Origin of the sequence: Paraburkholderia sp. BL23I1N1, assembly GCF_003610295.1 — a bacterium.
Lineage (GTDB): Bacteria > Pseudomonadota > Gammaproteobacteria > Burkholderiales > Burkholderiaceae > Paraburkholderia.
Window position 1 is genome coordinate 673648 of the sequence record NZ_RAPV01000001.1, and the last position, 14469, is coordinate 688116.

Annotated in this window: 12 protein-coding genes; 6 read left to right on the forward strand and 6 right to left on the reverse strand. The window is 64.3% G+C overall.

Translation table 11 applies throughout. The features are described 5' to 3' along the window. Nucleotides 1–8 precede the first annotated feature (8 nt). Genes B0G76_RS03300 through B0G76_RS03320 form a run of 5 tightly spaced genes read left to right on the forward strand, consistent with a single transcriptional unit; the run spans nucleotide 9 to nucleotide 4127 of the window. On the forward strand, nucleotides 9–494 hold the full coding sequence (locus tag B0G76_RS03300) for a hotdog family protein (protein ID WP_120290069.1): 486 nt from the start codon (nucleotides 9–11) through the stop codon (nucleotides 492–494). After that, a complete protein-coding gene (locus B0G76_RS03305) occupies nucleotides 491–1216 on the forward strand; it encodes a 3-ketoacyl-ACP reductase FabG2 (protein ID WP_120290071.1) in 726 nt (241 codons plus the stop codon). The genes B0G76_RS03300 and B0G76_RS03305 overlap by 4 nt, the downstream gene beginning before the upstream one ends. After that, nucleotides 1216–2442 carry a beta-ketoacyl-ACP synthase gene (locus B0G76_RS03310; RefSeq protein ID WP_120290073.1) on the forward strand — a complete coding sequence of 409 codons (1227 nt, stop codon included), beginning with the start codon at nucleotides 1216–1218 and terminating at the stop codon, nucleotides 2440–2442. Before B0G76_RS03305 ends, B0G76_RS03310 begins: the two co-directional genes overlap by 1 nt. Next, a complete protein-coding gene (locus tag B0G76_RS03315) occupies nucleotides 2439–3668 on the forward strand; it encodes a beta-ketoacyl synthase (protein ID WP_120290075.1) in 1230 nt (409 codons plus the stop codon). The genes B0G76_RS03310 and B0G76_RS03315 overlap by 4 nt, the downstream gene beginning before the upstream one ends. Nucleotides 3669–3701: 33 nt before the next feature. Then, nucleotides 3702–4127 carry a signal peptidase gene (locus B0G76_RS03320; RefSeq protein ID WP_120290077.1) on the forward strand — a complete coding sequence of 142 codons (426 nt, stop codon included), beginning with the start codon at nucleotides 3702–3704 and terminating at the stop codon, nucleotides 4125–4127. Nucleotides 4128–4204: 77 nt separating this feature from the next. On the opposite strand, the gene B0G76_RS03325 is transcribed toward B0G76_RS03320, so the two are convergent. After that, nucleotides 4205–4933, reverse strand: coding sequence for a class I SAM-dependent methyltransferase (locus B0G76_RS03325; protein WP_120290079.1), 729 nt, complete (start codon nucleotides 4931–4933; stop codon nucleotides 4205–4207). 105 nt (nucleotides 4934–5038) lie between these two features. On the opposite strand from B0G76_RS03325, the gene B0G76_RS03330 reads away from it, so the two are divergent. Beyond that, nucleotides 5039–6292, forward strand: coding sequence for an NAD(P)/FAD-dependent oxidoreductase (locus tag B0G76_RS03330; RefSeq protein ID WP_120296169.1), 1254 nt, complete (start codon nucleotides 5039–5041; stop codon nucleotides 6290–6292). 103 nt (nucleotides 6293–6395) lie between these two features. Here B0G76_RS03330 and guaD read toward each other — a convergent pair whose 3' ends face one another. The 5 genes from guaD to xdhA form a co-directional block, all read right to left on the reverse strand. Next, nucleotides 6396–7760 carry a guanine deaminase gene (gene guaD, locus B0G76_RS03335; RefSeq protein ID WP_120290081.1) on the reverse strand — a complete coding sequence of 455 codons (1365 nt, stop codon included), beginning with the start codon at nucleotides 7758–7760 and terminating at the stop codon, nucleotides 6396–6398. A 105-nt stretch (nucleotides 7761–7865) separates the two neighbouring features. Continuing rightward, nucleotides 7866–8918, reverse strand: coding sequence for an adenosine deaminase (locus B0G76_RS03340; RefSeq protein ID WP_120290083.1), 1053 nt, complete (start codon nucleotides 8916–8918; stop codon nucleotides 7866–7868). A 95-nt stretch (nucleotides 8919–9013) separates the two neighbouring features. Next, nucleotides 9014–10027 carry a xanthine dehydrogenase accessory protein XdhC gene (gene xdhC / locus B0G76_RS03345; protein ID WP_120296170.1) on the reverse strand — a complete coding sequence of 338 codons (1014 nt, stop codon included), beginning with the start codon at nucleotides 10025–10027 and terminating at the stop codon, nucleotides 9014–9016. Between the two features lie 137 nt (nucleotides 10028–10164). Next, on the reverse strand, nucleotides 10165–12624 hold the full coding sequence (gene xdhB, locus B0G76_RS03350; RefSeq protein WP_120290085.1) for a xanthine dehydrogenase molybdopterin binding subunit: 2460 nt from the start codon (nucleotides 12622–12624) through the stop codon (nucleotides 10165–10167). After that, nucleotides 12624–14177 (reverse strand): xanthine dehydrogenase small subunit, encoded by a 1554-nt coding sequence (gene xdhA / locus B0G76_RS03355; protein ID WP_183081978.1) that lies wholly within the window; start codon nucleotides 14175–14177, stop codon nucleotides 12624–12626. Before xdhA ends, xdhB begins: the two co-directional genes overlap by 1 nt. Nucleotides 14178–14469: the final 292 nt, after the last annotated feature.

The following is a 14469-nucleotide window of genomic DNA, read 5'->3' on the forward strand; positions in this document are numbered from 1 at the left end:
CACGCGCGATGACCCTAACGCCCTCCATTCAGGACCTCTTCCTGCAACCGATCGAAGCGATCATCCCGCATCGCGGCACGATGCTGCTGATTGATGGGGTCAACACCTTTACCGAAGACGCGCTGAGCGCGCGCGCCACCGTGCGCGCCGACGCCTGGTACGCCGATGCCGACGGCGCGATGCCCGCATGGATCGGCATCGAGTTGATGGCGCAGGCCATCGCGGCGCACGTCGCGCTGCTCGCCATGCGCGGCGGCGGCAAAGCGCGTCCCGGCGTGCTGCTCGGCTCGCGCAGCTATAAAGCTTTGCGGCCGTCGTTCGCCGGCGGCACCGAGTTGCTGATCCACGCCACAGAATTGCTGCGCAGCGAAGAGGGCCACGGCGCCTACGAATGCACGATCCACCACGGCGATGTGTGTTGCGCCGAGGCGGTCATCAAGGTCTTTCAGCCGCCTGATTTTCAGTCATTCATTGAAGGGAGTTTCAGTTCATGAGCCGGCGTGTTCTCGTTACCGGCGCAAGCCGTGGCATTGGCCGTGCGATTGCGTACAAGTTGGCCGCCGACGGCTTCGCGGTGTCCGTGCATTGCCGCACGGGCCGTACTGAAGCCGAAGCAGTGGCAACGGGCATCGCCGCGCAAGGCGGCACGGCGCGCGTGCTGCAATTCGACGTGCGCGATCGCGCCGCGTGCCGCGAAATACTCGAAGTCGACGTCGTGACCCACGGCGCGTACTACGGCATCGTGTGCAGCGCGGGCGTGACCCGCGACGGCGCGTTCCCCGCGCTGACCGGGGAAGATTGGGACATCGTGATCGAAACGGGCCTCGACTCGTTCTACAACGTCGTCCACCCGCTGACCATGCCGATGGTGCGGGCGAAGAAGGGCGGCCGCATTGTCACGATCGCGTCGGTCTCCGGCGTGATGGGCAACCGCGGGCAGGTTAACTACAGCGCGGCGAAGGCCGGACTGATCGGCGCGACCAAGGCGCTCGCCGTCGAACTGGCGACGCGCAACATCACCGTCAACTGCGTAGCGCCGGGTTTGATCGAGACCGGCATGCTCGACGAGATGCCGCTCGAGCAGGCATTGAAGACGGTGCCGATGAACCGCGTCGGCCAGCCTGCCGAAGTGGCGTCCGTGGTCAGCTTCCTGATGTCGGATGCGGCCTCGTATGTCACGCGCCAGGTGATCGGCGTCAACGGTGGGATGGTGTGATGAAGCGCGTCGTCATTACCGGCATGGGCGGTGTCACGGCGTTCGGCGATAGCTGGGACGTCATCGAAGCGCGCCTGACGCGCGGCGTGAACGCAGTGCGCCGGATGCCCGAGTGGGATTACTTCGAGTCGCTGCATACGCGGCTCGCCTGCCCGTTGCCGGGCTTCACGGCGCCCGCGCATTATCCGCGCAAGAAAACCCGTTCGATGGGACCGGTGTCCATGTACTCGGTGCGCGCGAGCGAACTGGCGCTCGCTGACGCGGGCCTCGCCGACGACGTCCTCATCAAGGACGGCCGCATGGGCGTCGCCTATGGATCGTCATCGGGCTCGGTGCAGCCGATTCGTGCGTTCGGCACCATGCTCGAATCCGGCTCGATGAGCGATGTCACGTCGAATAGCTACGTGCAGATGATGCCGCACACCACGGCGGTCAACGTCGGCCTGTTCTGGGATCTGAAAGGGCGGATCATCCCGACCTCGTGTGCGTGCGCATCGGGCAGTCAGGCGATCGGCTACGCGTATGAGGCGATCCAGGCCGGCAAGCAGACGCTGATGCTGGCGGGCGGCGCGGAAGAACTATCGGGCCCGGCGGTCGCCGTATTCGACACGCTGTACGCGACCAGCACGCGCAACGACGAGCCGCATCTCACGCCGCGTCCGTTCGATGCCGCGCGTGACGGACTCGTGGTCGGCGAAGGCGCGGCGACGCTGGTGCTCGAAGAATATGAACACGCGGTGGCGCGCGGCGCGCGGATTCATGCGGAGATCGCCGGCTTCGGCTGCAATTCGGATGGCGCGCACATGACCCAGCCGACGGCCGAAACCATGGCGCTTGCCATGCAGCTCGCTCTGAACGATGCGCAACTGCCGCCCGAAGCGATCGCCTATGTGAACGCGCATGGCACGTCGACAGACCGTGGCGACATTGCCGAAAGCCATGCGACCGCGCAGACCTTCGGCGCACGCATGCCGATCAGTTCGCTCAAGAGCTATGTCGGCCATACGCTTGGCGCGTGCGGTGCGCTGGAAGCGTGGTGGACTATCGAGATGATGAAGCGCAACTGGTATGCGCCGACCTTGAACCTGGAGAACGTCGATCCGGCCTGCGCGCCACTCGATTACATCGTTGGTACGGGCCGTGAGATCGACGCCGAACACGTGATGAGCAACAACTTCGCATTCGGCGGCATCAACACGTCGCTGATTTTCAGGCGCGTTCGATGAGCATGGCGCTGCACCGCGTGGTCGTCACCGGCATGGGGATCGTGTCGTGCCTCGGCAATTCGCTCGACGAGGTCTCCGCTGCGTTGCGCGCGGGCCGCTCGCGCATCGAGCGGATCGCCGCCTGGCGTGAGCGCGGTTTTGGATCGCAGGTGGCGGGCGTCGCATCGGTCGCGGAGGAGCCGCCGTTCGCGCGCAAGCTCGAGCGCTTTATGGGCGACACCGCGCGCTTTGCGTGTCACGCCGCGAGGAAAGCGATCGACGACGCCGGGCTCGACCCCGCCGCATTGCGATCGCCGCGGGCCGGTACCGTGATCGGCTCGGGTGTCGGCACGATGTCGAGTTACGACGTAGCGATCGCGATTGCGAATACCCGTGGCGTCGACAAAGTGCCGCCGTACACGGTTCCGCATGCGATGAGCAGCACTGCCTCGGCCAATGTCGCGCAGGTGTTCGGACTCGAGGGCGTGAGCTATTCGCCGTCGTCGGCATGCACGACGTCGTCGCTCGCCATTGGCCAGGCGATGCAACTGATCCAGACCGGCCGCCAGCAAATCGTGCTGGCCGGCGGCAGCGAATCGCTGCACGACAACATGACGCTGTTGTTCGATTCAATGGGGGCGTTGTCGCGCGGCTTTAACGACACGCCGCAGCATGCTTCGCGTCCCTACGATACGGCGCGCGACGGCTTCGTGATCGCGTCGGGCGGCGGCGTGCTGGTGCTCGAATCGCTCGATCATGCGCTGGCGCGCGGAGCCCGGATTTACGCCGAGCTGACGGGTTTCGGGGATTGCACGGACGCCGCAGGCATGGTCGCGCCGCGCGCGGCCGGCATCGCGCGAGCGATGCGTGGCGCGCTGGGCGAAGCGGGCAAGCGTCCGGACTACATCAACACACACGCACCGTCGACACCGCTTGGCGATGTCGAGGAACTGCGCGCTTTGAGCGACGTGTTCGGCGGCGACGTCCCCGCGTTCTCGTCGACCAAGGGCATGACCGGGCATCCACTCGGCGCATGCGGGGCGCACGAGGCGATCTATACGTTGCTGATGATGCGCGACGGTTTCATCGCGGGGACGGTGGGTATCGAGACGCCGGAGCCTGGCGTCGAGAGCATGGCGCTCGTGCGCACGACGCGCGAGGCGCGCATCGGCACGGCGATGTCGATTTCTTTCGGGTTCGGCGGCAGTTGCGCAAGCCTGATGTTTGAAGCGTGGCAAGGCGGTTGAAGCCGCCGTCATTTAAAAAACGAGGCAATAAAAATGAAAAAACGTTTTGTACTGGGTACGCTGGCGGCGGTGGTGGTGCTGACGCAGGCGGGATGTGCCACGGACGTGAAATCCGTGCCGCTCGCGGCGGCCGCTGGTCAGTCGAGTGGCGGCGTGCCGGTGTATTTCGGTCAGCAGAGCCACCCCGCGGTGAAGAGCCAGTTGGGCGACGTGTCCTACTCGGCGCGGATCGCGCGCAAGGTAGCGAGCCCGGAGGACGCATGCCATGAAGCGCTCGCCGAAGCCGTGCAGAAGTTGCGCGCGGCCGCTCGCGAACGCAACGCGAATGCCGTGATCGACGTGTCGACGCGCTTTCATAGCACCACGACCGATTCATCGACCGACTTCACCTGTGGCGTGAGCCCTAGCGCGGCTGCGGTCGCGGTGAGCGGGCAGCTTGTCGTGCTGGAAGCGAATTAGGTCAGAACGTGTACAAATAGTCACGTTTTGATGCTTGCCAGGGCGAGGGCGATGGCCTGCCACCACCCTGGCGAAATTCAATCCGCCTTGACCGCCGCGACATTGACCAATGTTTCACGACGCTTGCCAGGCTGCGGACGGTACAGCCCGAGGCGTTCGAGCAGGCCGAAGTCTTTCGCGCGGCTCCACCAGAGATACGGCAGCGAGACGTTGCGCTGATCGAAGCGGAAACCGCCGCGGCGGATCATGTCGAGGTACCCGTCGGCGCTTTTCTGTACGTGCATGGGATGGCGAAACAGCAGCCGGATCACCCATGATTTGATGTACGCGTCGGTGGATTCGGCGAACAGCAGGACGCCGCCCGGTTTGAGCACGCGGCGGAATTCGACGAGCGCGCGGTCCTGCTCGACGAGGTGGTGGAAGGTTTGATGACAGAACACGATATCGGCGCTGGCATCGGGCAGCGGCAATTGCGCGCAGTCGCCGTGCAGCAGCTCGATATCTGCGAGCTTGTCGCGGCAGGCGTGGGCTGCGTTAGCGGCAAGCGTCAGCGACGGTTCATGAAAATCGACGCCCACAATGCGGCGCGGCTTGAACGCCTCGGCGAGCAGGCGGAACGAAATGCCTTGCCCGCAGCCGACGTCTACGATCACCGGCGCGGTGGGCAGCGGCGCGTCGATCAGGCGTTTGAGGTCGTTGATCGCGACCCGCAGAACATGGTGTTCCCACGTATAGGTACGCAGGAACCAGATCCCGAAGGCCGTTTCCGGCACGAAAGGCACACTGGATGTTTCGGATGGCGACACGCTGGCTCCCAGGCGAAATATTGTTTTTGCTGTAGCGCGTAATTGTAACGAGAAGTAAGGATGCAGCGTAACGCAGTTCCGAGCAAGCAATCGATTGAGGCAACCTTGAGTACACATTCGTCAAAGCGCATGACCGTCGATGTAGCGATCATCGGCGCGGGTCCGGCAGGCGCGGTCGCGGCGGCGCTATTGCGCCGCGCGGGCCGCTCGGTGCTGGTGCTGGAGCGCCAGCATTTCCCGCGCTTCTCGATCGGCGAAAGTCTGCTTCCGCAAAGCATGGCCTACCTCGAAGAGGCGGGCATGCTGCAGGCGGTGGTCGAAGCCGGTTTCCAGTACAAGAACGGCGCGCATTTTATTCACCGTGGCCAGTCGTCGGCGTTCGACTTCCGCGACAAGCATTCGCCGGGTTGGGGCACCACGTACCAGGTCGAGCGCGCGGTGTTCGACGATATTCTGATTCGCTGTGCGGCGGAGCAGGGCGCCGACGTGCGCTTCGGCCACACGGTCCGCGCGATGCATCCCGCGAGGAACGACGACAAGCCGGTGCTCGAAGTGATCGACGAAGCGGAGAACGCCTATGAAGTGGAAGCGCGCTTCGTGTTCGACGCAAGTGGCTTCGGCCGTGTGCTGCCGCGCTTGAAAAACCTGGAGGCGCCCACGCACATGCCGACGCGGGCCGCGATCTTCTCGCATGTGCGGGACGGTATTCCGGCCGGCGCGACCGACCGTAACAAGATCTGCGTGGCGACCCACCCCGAGCGCCGCGACGTGTGGTTCTGGATGATTCCGCTGGCGGGCGGCCGTTCCTCGGTGGGTTGCGTCGCCGAGGCCAGTTTCCTCGACGTGCCGGAAGCGGAGCGCGAAGCGAAGCTGCGCGCGTTGATCCAGCAGGAGCCGACCCTCGGTCCCTTCATTGGCAACGCGCCGTTCCTGATGCCGGTGCGTCACATCGGCGGCTACGCGGCGAATGTCGAGCGTTTGCATGGACCGGGCTATGCGTTGCTCGGCAATGCGGGCGAATTTCTCGATCCGGTGTTCTCGTCCGGCGTGACGATTGCGCTGCGTTCCGCGCATCTCGCGGTGCAGACGTTGAACCGCCAACTGGAGGGCGAGCCGGTCGACTGGTCGGCCGCTTACGACGTGCCCTTGCGCAAGGGGATCGACACGTTCCGCGCCTTCGTTGAGCGCTGGTACACGGGCGAGTTGCAGGACATCATTTTCTATCCGGACCAGACACCCTCGATCCGTCGCATGATCAGCGCGGTGCTGGCGGGTTACGCGTGGGATGAAACGAATCCCTATGTCGCCGATCCGGTGCGCCGTCTGAATGCGTTGCACGACGTGTGTACTCATCGGTGATCGGGCTGCACAGCATGAGCAAATGAAATCGGCGCTTCCTGAAGGAAGCGCCGTTTTTTGTTCGGCCGTCTGAATCAACTCACGACTCAGATCGGCAATCCCTTCAAGCCGCGATTTTCGCCGCACGCGGCGCATGCTGACGCACGTCGTCGCGACGATGCACACGCTTGCCTGCCGCATACGTTTCGAAGATCGCGCGGTCGTCGCCGAGCAGCGCGAACGCGAACAGCAGTTCCTCGAGCGATTCAGTGCGCGCGGTACGGCGTGCGAGCAGCGGGGTGGCTTGCGGATCGAGCACGACGAAGTCGGCTTCCGACTTCGGCTTCAACGTACCGACCTTGTCCGCCAGATCGAGCGCTTCTGCCGCACCCGCGGTGGCCAGATAGAACATGCGCGTGGCCGTCAGATGATGGCCGGTCAGACGCGCGACCTTGTGCGCTTCGTTCATGGTTTGCAGCATCGAGAACGAGGTGCCGCCGCCGACGTCCGTCGCCAGCGCGATCGGCATGCCGGCTTCGTCGGCCTTGTCGAAGTCGAACAGACCGCTGCCAAGGAACAGGTTCGAAGTCGGGCAGTGCGAGGCGACCGTGCCGGTTTGCGCCATGCGCTTGCGGTCTTCCTCGTCGAGGTGGATGCAATGGCCGTACACCGCGCGGCGGCGCAGCAGGCCGTAGTGATCGTAAATGTCCAGGTAGCTGCGGTGCCCCGGAAACAGATCGGCGACCCACTTCACCTCGTCGGTGTTTTCCGCGACGTGGCTCTGAATGAAGATGTCGGGATGCTTGCCTGCCAGCACGCCGCACGCTTCGAGTTGCGCTCCGGTCGAGGTCGGCGCGAAACGCGGCGTGAGCGCGTACATCTGGCGGCCACGGTTGTGCCAGCGGCCGATCAGCTCGGCGCTGTCGTCATAGCCCGATTGCGCGGTGTCGCGCAAGAACTCGGGGCAGTTGCGGTCCATCAGCACCTTGCCGGCCACCATGCGCAGATTGCGCGCTTCGCTCTCGGTGAAGAGGGCGTCGGCGGATTCCTTGTGGACTGTGCAATAAACGAGCGCGGTGGTCGTGCCGCACGCCAGCAGTTCTTCGACGAAGAAGCTTGCCGTATCGCGCGCATACGCCGGATCGGTAAAGCGGCGCTCGGTCGGGAACGTGTACGTGTCGAGCCAGGGCAAGAGCCCCGGCGCCGGCGACGCGATCATGTCGGTCTGCGGATAATGAATGTGCGTATCGATGAAACCCGGCACGATCAGCTTGTCGCGCATTTCCTGCACATGGGTGCCCGGCGCGAGTTGCGGCGCGAGCGCGGCATAGGCGCCCGCCGCGACGACATGGCCGTCTTCGACGATCAGCAAGCCGTCCTCGTGGAAGACCGCCGCGTTCGGCGATTGCGCGGGGTCGCCATTGAAGGTCAGCAGTTGCGCGCGGAATGCCGATTGGGCGGGTTGTGCCGATAGTGCCGATTGAGTCATGAAAAACCGTCTCCGTATTTGTGAGGAGCTAAGCAGCGCGGACGACGGTTTCAATCTGGCTCTGAAACGAACCCATGCCGCCGCCGACTGCTATTCATTGGCCCGTCAGTGCGGGCCGCCTGGGTGCCAGTGCGCGTCGAGCTTTGCGATCAGTTCGCTGCGTTGCTCGGGCGTGACGAACGACGCTTCGAAGCTGTTGCGGATGATCGCGTAGACCTCGGCATCGTTGAGCTTCAACGCGTCGATGGTGGCGAAATAGTTGGCGTTCACATAGCCGCCGAAATAAGCCGGATCGTCGGAGTTCACCGTGACGGCGACGCCGCGATCGAGCAGGTCCTTCAGCGTATGTTTGGTCATGTCGTCGAACACACAGAGCTTGAGGTTCGACAGCGGGCACACGGTCAGCGCGACGCGCGTATCGGCGAGGCGCGTGACGAGCGCCGGATCTTCGATGCTGCGCACGCCGTGGTCGACCCGATCCACTTTCAGCAGATCGAGCGCTTCGTAGATATACGACGGTGGGCCTTCTTCGCCCGCATGCGCGACCAGCTTCAGGCCGAGCGCGCGTGCCTGGGCGAAGACGCGTTCGAACTTCGAAGGCGGATGACCACGCTCGGACGAATCGAGACCCACGCCGATCAGGCGATGTTTGTATTGCTCGAACAACGGGCGCGCTTCTTCAAACGTGGCGAGCGCATCTTCTTCCGACAGATGGCGCAGGAAGCACAGAATCAGCTTGCTCGACATGCCGCGTTTTTCCGCATCGGCGAGCGCGCGTTCGATACCGGCCACCACGGTTGCGATCGGCACGCCACGTTCGGTGTGCGTCTGCGGATCGAAGAAAATTTCGCTGTGAATCACGTTGTCGGCGAGGCTGCGTTCGACATACGCCATCGTCATGTCGTAGAAGTCCTGCTCGTGCAGCAGCACGCTCGCGCCGGCGTAATAGATGTCGAGGAACGATTGCAGATCGGTGAACGCGTAGGCGGCGCGCAAGGCTTCGATCGAGTCGTAGGCAAGCTTTACGCCGTTGCGTTCGGCGAGCGCGAAAATCAGCTCGGGTTCGAGCGAGCCTTCAATATGAATGTGCAGCTCGGCCTTCGGCGCGCGAGCGGTTTTCTCGATGAGTGGCGTAGAGCTAGCGGTTGTTGTATTCATGGTCGGTCAGGAGTTCGTTGGAGTCGGTTCGCACCGGATGCAGGATGCAGGACAGAATGCAATCGCTTGGGGCGGCAGGTCGATTGTGCGGCAAATCAGACCGTTTGCGCCGCATGCGCGCCCGCATTCGCCTCCACCGCCTGCAATACCTGGGCGGCAGCCGAGATCGCGATGATCTCCGGCGACTTGTCGACGATCCCGTCAACGCCGAGCGGGCACTTCATCCGCGCGATCTGCGAGGGGTCGATGCCGCGCGCGGCCAGCCGATGTTCGAACTGCTTGCGCTTGGTGTGCGAGCCGATCATGCCGAAGAACGCGAAATCGCCGCGCCGCAGAATGCGCTCGGCCAACTCGAGATCGAGCGCATGGTTGTGCGTCATCACGATGAAGTACGTATGCGGCGCGGCCTGGTCGATGGCTTCGTCGGGTGCGTCGTTCGGATCGATCTTCACGTTCGGCGCATGCAGCGTTTCCACGGGCGGAAACTGCGCGTCGCGCTCGTCGACCCAGCGCACGGTGCAAGGCAGCGTAGCCAGCACGCGAACCAGCGCCGCGCCCACGTGACCGGCGCCGAACAGCACGACCCGGAAGTCGCTTGGCGCGATGGTTTCGGTGAGCAGCGCGCCGCTGTCGTCGAAACCGGCGCCGTCCCACAGCAGGCAGTCGGCGCCATCGACACCCGGCTCGGGGTCGGACAGCATCACCGCATCCGGTGCGGGGCCGAATGATACGCTACGCACCGTCGATTGGCCCGCGGCCACGCGTTTCGCGAGCGACGTGATCCAGCCGAGGTCGCCGATGTCGAGGCGCTCAAAAGCGAGAATCACGGCACCGCCGCAGCATTGACCGAGACTGGGCCCAAGCGCGAAGCGTTCGAGGCGGCGCATATGCGGCGAGCGCATGCCGTCGCGCAGCACCTGGCGCGCGGTCTCGATGGCCTTCCATTCGAGATGTCCGCCGCCGATCGTATGCCTGGCTGAATCGCGCGTGACGATCATCTTGGTGCCGGCTTCGCGGGGCGCCGAACCTTCGACGCGTGCGACCGTCACCAGCACGGCGGCGTCGCCGTGCGCGAGCAGTTGTTGCAGGTCAGGTAGCCAGGCTTGCATCCGGCGGTTCTCCATACATGGCCGCGCGGGGTGTCCGTGCGGCCGGTTGAGCGTGGCGGGACGCGTTCGTGTCGCGTCGGGCCTTGCCTTAAAGTTGCTTAACGTTGCTTGATGTCGTTCAACGTTTCGTCATGTTGCTAAACCGGCGTAGTGGCAGCTGTGGCCGTGATTGCCGCTTCTGTTGGCTGTTTCGCCGGTTGTCCCGCCGTTTCTCCTATAGCGTGTTCCGTTGCCGTCACGGACGGTTGCAACGCGTCCAGTGCATCGAGAATCGCTTCAGGCGTGGCCGGCGCGCGCAACGCTGGCGCATTCTCCGCGCCCGGCACCGCCGCCGCGATTGCGTCGCGAATGGCGAGGAACACCGAGAAGGGCAGCAGCAGAGGCGGCTCGCCTACGGCCTTCGAATGAAACACGGTCGGCTCGGCGTTCTGATTCTGATAAAGCTGCACGTTGAACGCCGCGGGCGTATCGCTGACGGCGGGAATCTTGTACGTCGACGGCGCGTGCGTCATCAGGCGGCCATCGCGGTTCCACCACAATTCTTCCGTGGTCAGCCAGCCCATGCCTTGAATGAAACCGCCTTCCACCTGGCCGATATCGATTGCCGGATTGATCGATTGGCCGGCGTCGTGCAACACGTCCGCGCGCACCAGTTTCCATTCGCCGGTCAGCGTGTCGATCACCACTTCCGACACCGCTGCGCCATACGCAAAGTAATAAAACGGGTGACCGGTCAGCGTTTTTGCATCCCAGTGCACTTTCGGCGTCGTATAGAAACCGTCCGACCACAACTGCACGCGCGCCAGATACGCTGCGCCGACCAGCTGCTCGAACGGCATCGCACCGCCGTTCGCCGTTACTTCACCATTGACGAATTCCACCGCGTCGGCGGTGCCGCCGAGTTGCTTTGCCGCGAGTTTGGCGAGCCGGTCGCGAATGGTCCGCGCCGCGGCTTCGGCGGCTTTGCCGTTCAGGTCGCTGCCGGTGGACGCCGCTGTTGCCGAGGTGTTGGCGACTTTCGACGTATCGGTTGCCGTGACGCGTACGCGCGAAAGCGGTAAGCCGAGCTGATTCGCGACAACCTGCGCGACCTTCGTATTGAGCCCCTGGCCCATTTCGGTGCCGCCATGATTGACGAGCACCGAACCGTCCTTGTACACATGGACCAGCGCGCCGGCCTGATTCAGAAACGGCACGTTGAACGAGATGCCGAACTTCACCGGCGAGAACGCGAGGCCGCGTTTGAGCACCGGACTGTTTGCATTGAACGCGGCGATCGCTTCGCGGCGGGCGCGGTAGTCGCTGGTTTCGAGCAGCTTATCGGTCAGCGGCGCGATGATGTTGTCTTCGACGCGTTGTCCGTACGGCGTCGTGTCGCGTTCGCCGATGCCGTAGTAGTTGGCGAGCCGCACGTCGAGCGGGTCGCAGTGCAATTGACGCGCGATGCTGTCGAGCATCACTTCCATCACCAACGCGCCTTGCGGGCCGCCGAAGCCGCGAAACGCGGTGTTCGACTGCGTATTCGTCTTGCAGCACAACGCGACGATGTCGACGTCGGACAGGTAGTACGCGTTGTCGAAGTGACAGACGGCACGTGTCGCGACCGCGCCCGACAGGTCGGCGGAGTAGCCTGCTCTCAACGCTATTTCAACGCGCGCGCCGAGAATGCGGCCGCTATCGTCAAAGCCCGCTTCGTACTCGTAGACCGCGTCGTGGCGCTTGCCGGTGATCATGAAATCGTCGTCGCGATCGGCGCGCAGTTTGACTGGGCGGCGCAGCAGTTTCGCTGCCAGCGAGGCCACGCACGCGAACACCGCCGATTGCGATTCCTTGCCGCCGAAGCCGCCGCCCATCCGCCGGCATTCACACACGACGTTGTGCGCCGGCCAGCCGAGCATATGCGCGACGACCTGCTGCATTTCGCTCGGATGCTGCGTCGAGCTGTAGACGAGCATGCCGTCCATTTCCTTCGGCACGGCGTACGCGATCTGACCTTCGAGATAAAACTGTTCCTGGCCGCCGACTTCAAACGTGCCGCGGATTTTATGCGGCGCGGCGGCGATTTGCGCGTCGGGGTCGCCGCGTTTCAGATGCAGCGGCGGCAGGACGTACTGCTTGTTGGCCTTCGCTTCGGCGGGCGTGAGAACGACGTCGAGCGGTTCGTATCGCACGACGTCATCGCTTTTAGCGAGCGCTGCGGCGCGGCGCGCGAGCTCATGCGTTTCGGCGATCACCGCGAACACCGGTTGGCCGAGATACAGCACTTCGTTTACCGCGAGAATCGGATCGTCGTGCAGCACGGGTCCGCAATTGTTCTCACCGGGGATATCTTCGGCGGTCAGCACGGCGATCACGCCGGGGGCTTTTCTGACGGCGTCCAGATCGAGCGACACGATCCGCGCGTGCGCGTGCCGCGAGAGTCCTAGCGCCGCGTGCAGCGTGCCTTGCAATTCGGGGACGTCGTCGGTGTAAGTGGCTTCGCCGCTCACATGCAGCGTGGCGGATTCGTGCGGCAACGACACACCAATCGCCGTCTCACTTTCCTGAGCGGCGGTGTGCCTTGCAGCATGTTCGACGAAAGCATCGGTCCGGTTCATCACGACGACTCCTTTGCGACGGCCACGGTTGCGTCCGGCACGCCGGATTCGTACGCGAACGCATTCACGTCGAAGAGGGCGAGCGGCGCGTCATCGCGCGTTTCGAGGTGGAAGCGCCACAGCAGGTTGCGCGCCACCTTCAGTCGATAGGCGCTCGAGGCGCGCATGTCGGTGAGCGGCTGATAATCGGCGACGAGTGCGTTCATCGCTTGCCGCGTGGTGCTTTCGTTCCATGTTGCGCCATTCAGCGCGGCTTCGGTTTGCGCAGCGCGTTTAGGTGTCGCGGCCATGCCGCCGAACGCAATGCGGGCGTCCGTGATCGTGCCGTTTTCGCCGATGTGGAGCGCAAACGCGGCGCACACCGCGGAGATGTCCTGATCGTAGCGCTTCGATACCTTGTAGGTGCGAAAACGCAGATCGCGGGCCGGACGCGGCACCCGCAGCGCCGCGACGAATTCACCGGCCGCGAGCGCGGTTTTCTGATAGCCGAGGTAGAACGCGTCGAGCGTCAGCGTGCGGGTTTTGGCGCCGTGGCGCAGCACGACTTCGGCGTCGAGCGCGAGCAGCGCTGGCATCGAATCGCCGATCGGCGAGCCGTTCGCGACGTTGCCGCCGAGCGTGCCGGCATTGCGGATCGGCAGCGACGCGAAGCGCGTCCACAGTTCCGCCAGTTCGGGGTAATCGGCGGCGAGCGCCGCATAGGCGTCTTCGAGTGTGACGGCGGCGCCGATCGTGAGCGTCTGCGCGTCGCGCTCGATCGTCTTTAATTCGGCGACGTTGCCGATATACAGAATGTCGCCGAGATCGCGGAACTGCTTGGTGACCCACAGGCCGACATCGGTGCTGCCGGCCAGCAGGCGTGCCTGCGGATGCTCGGCGCGCAGTCTGGCGAACGCATCGAGTGTGACCGGGGCATAGAAGGCGGGCGAGCCGAACGTGGCGCCGCGCGCATCGGGCGCGCTGTATTCGAAGGTGTCGCGGCGTTGAATCTCGCGCAGCGTGTCGGCGACCGCCTTGCGGTCCAGCGTCACGCGCGGATATTGCGGGTAGTCGAACATCTTTTGCGACGCGTCGACAATTGGCCGGTAGCCGGTGCAGCGGCACAGATTGCCGGATAGCGCGGCGTTGATTTCATCGCGGGTGGGGAGGCCCGCGGCGGCCGGCTGGTTTTCGTACAGCGCCCACATCGACATGATGAAGCCGGGCGTGCAGAAGCCGCACTGCGAGCCGTGGCAATCGACCATGGCCTGTTGCACGGGGTGCAGGGCGCCGTCGGCGGCGCGCAGGTCTTCGACGGTGAAGAGGGCTTTGCCGTCCAGCGCCGGGAGGAACTGAATACAGGCATTGACCGCTTTCAGCGCGATGCCGCCTTCTGCATCCAGTTCGCCGATGACAACCGTGCAGGCGCCGCAGTCGCCCTCCGCGCAGCCTTCCTTGGTGCCCGTGCAATGCAGATCCTCGCGCAGGTGCTGAAGCACGGTGCGCGACGCCGGGACGCCCGCGACCTCACGGACGGACCCCTGGTGATAAAAGCGGATGGTTTGCGTTGTCATGGCGAATCCGAAAGACAGTGCGGACCGGGCGCGCGTTACGCATGGGGTCGCGCCAAAGCCGGCCTCGCGCACGTAGATCGCCATCCAGTTCCGAAGATAGCACTACCTTGTCCCGAAAAGATTTCCCAACTCGCATGAAGCTTATTCGGAAGCGGTCATGTGATAAGTACGATTCGCGCGGTGGCGGGAAGTTGCGTGAGGCGGGGCGGATGGGGGGAATCAGGCGGGGCGGAGCCGGACTATGGGCATTGCTGCGGCGCACAAAGCGTTGCAGGAAGCGCGTGGGCACGGC

What these genes read in the sequence shown, in the direction of transcription:
- B0G76_RS03300 (WP_120290069.1), top strand. Translation starts at nt 9, where the DNA reads ATGACCCTAACGCCCTCCATTCAGGACCTCTTCCTGCAACCGATCGAA.
- B0G76_RS03305 (WP_120290071.1), top strand. Translation starts at nt 491, where the DNA reads ATGAGCCGGCGTGTTCTCGTTACCGGCGCAAGCCGTGGCATTGGCCGT.
- B0G76_RS03310 (WP_120290073.1), top strand. Translation starts at nt 1,216, where the DNA reads ATGAAGCGCGTCGTCATTACCGGCATGGGCGGTGTCACGGCGTTCGGC.
- B0G76_RS03315 (WP_120290075.1), top strand. Translation starts at nt 2,439, where the DNA reads ATGAGCATGGCGCTGCACCGCGTGGTCGTCACCGGCATGGGGATCGTG.
- B0G76_RS03320 (WP_120290077.1), top strand. Translation starts at nt 3,702, where the DNA reads ATGAAAAAACGTTTTGTACTGGGTACGCTGGCGGCGGTGGTGGTGCTG.
- guaD (WP_120290081.1), bottom strand. Translation starts at nt 7,760, where the DNA reads ATGACTCAATCGGCACTATCGGCACAACCCGCCCAATCGGCATTCCGC.
- B0G76_RS03340 (WP_120290083.1), bottom strand. Translation starts at nt 8,918, where the DNA reads ATGAATACAACAACCGCTAGCTCTACGCCACTCATCGAGAAAACCGCT.
- xdhC (WP_120296170.1), bottom strand. Translation starts at nt 10,027, where the DNA reads ATGCAAGCCTGGCTACCTGACCTGCAACAACTGCTCGCGCACGGCGAC.
- xdhB (WP_120290085.1), bottom strand. Translation starts at nt 12,624, where the DNA reads ATGAACCGGACCGATGCTTTCGTCGAACATGCTGCAAGGCACACCGCC.
- xdhA (WP_183081978.1), bottom strand. Translation starts at nt 14,177, where the DNA reads ATGACAACGCAAACCATCCGCTTTTATCACCAGGGGTCCGTCCGTGAG.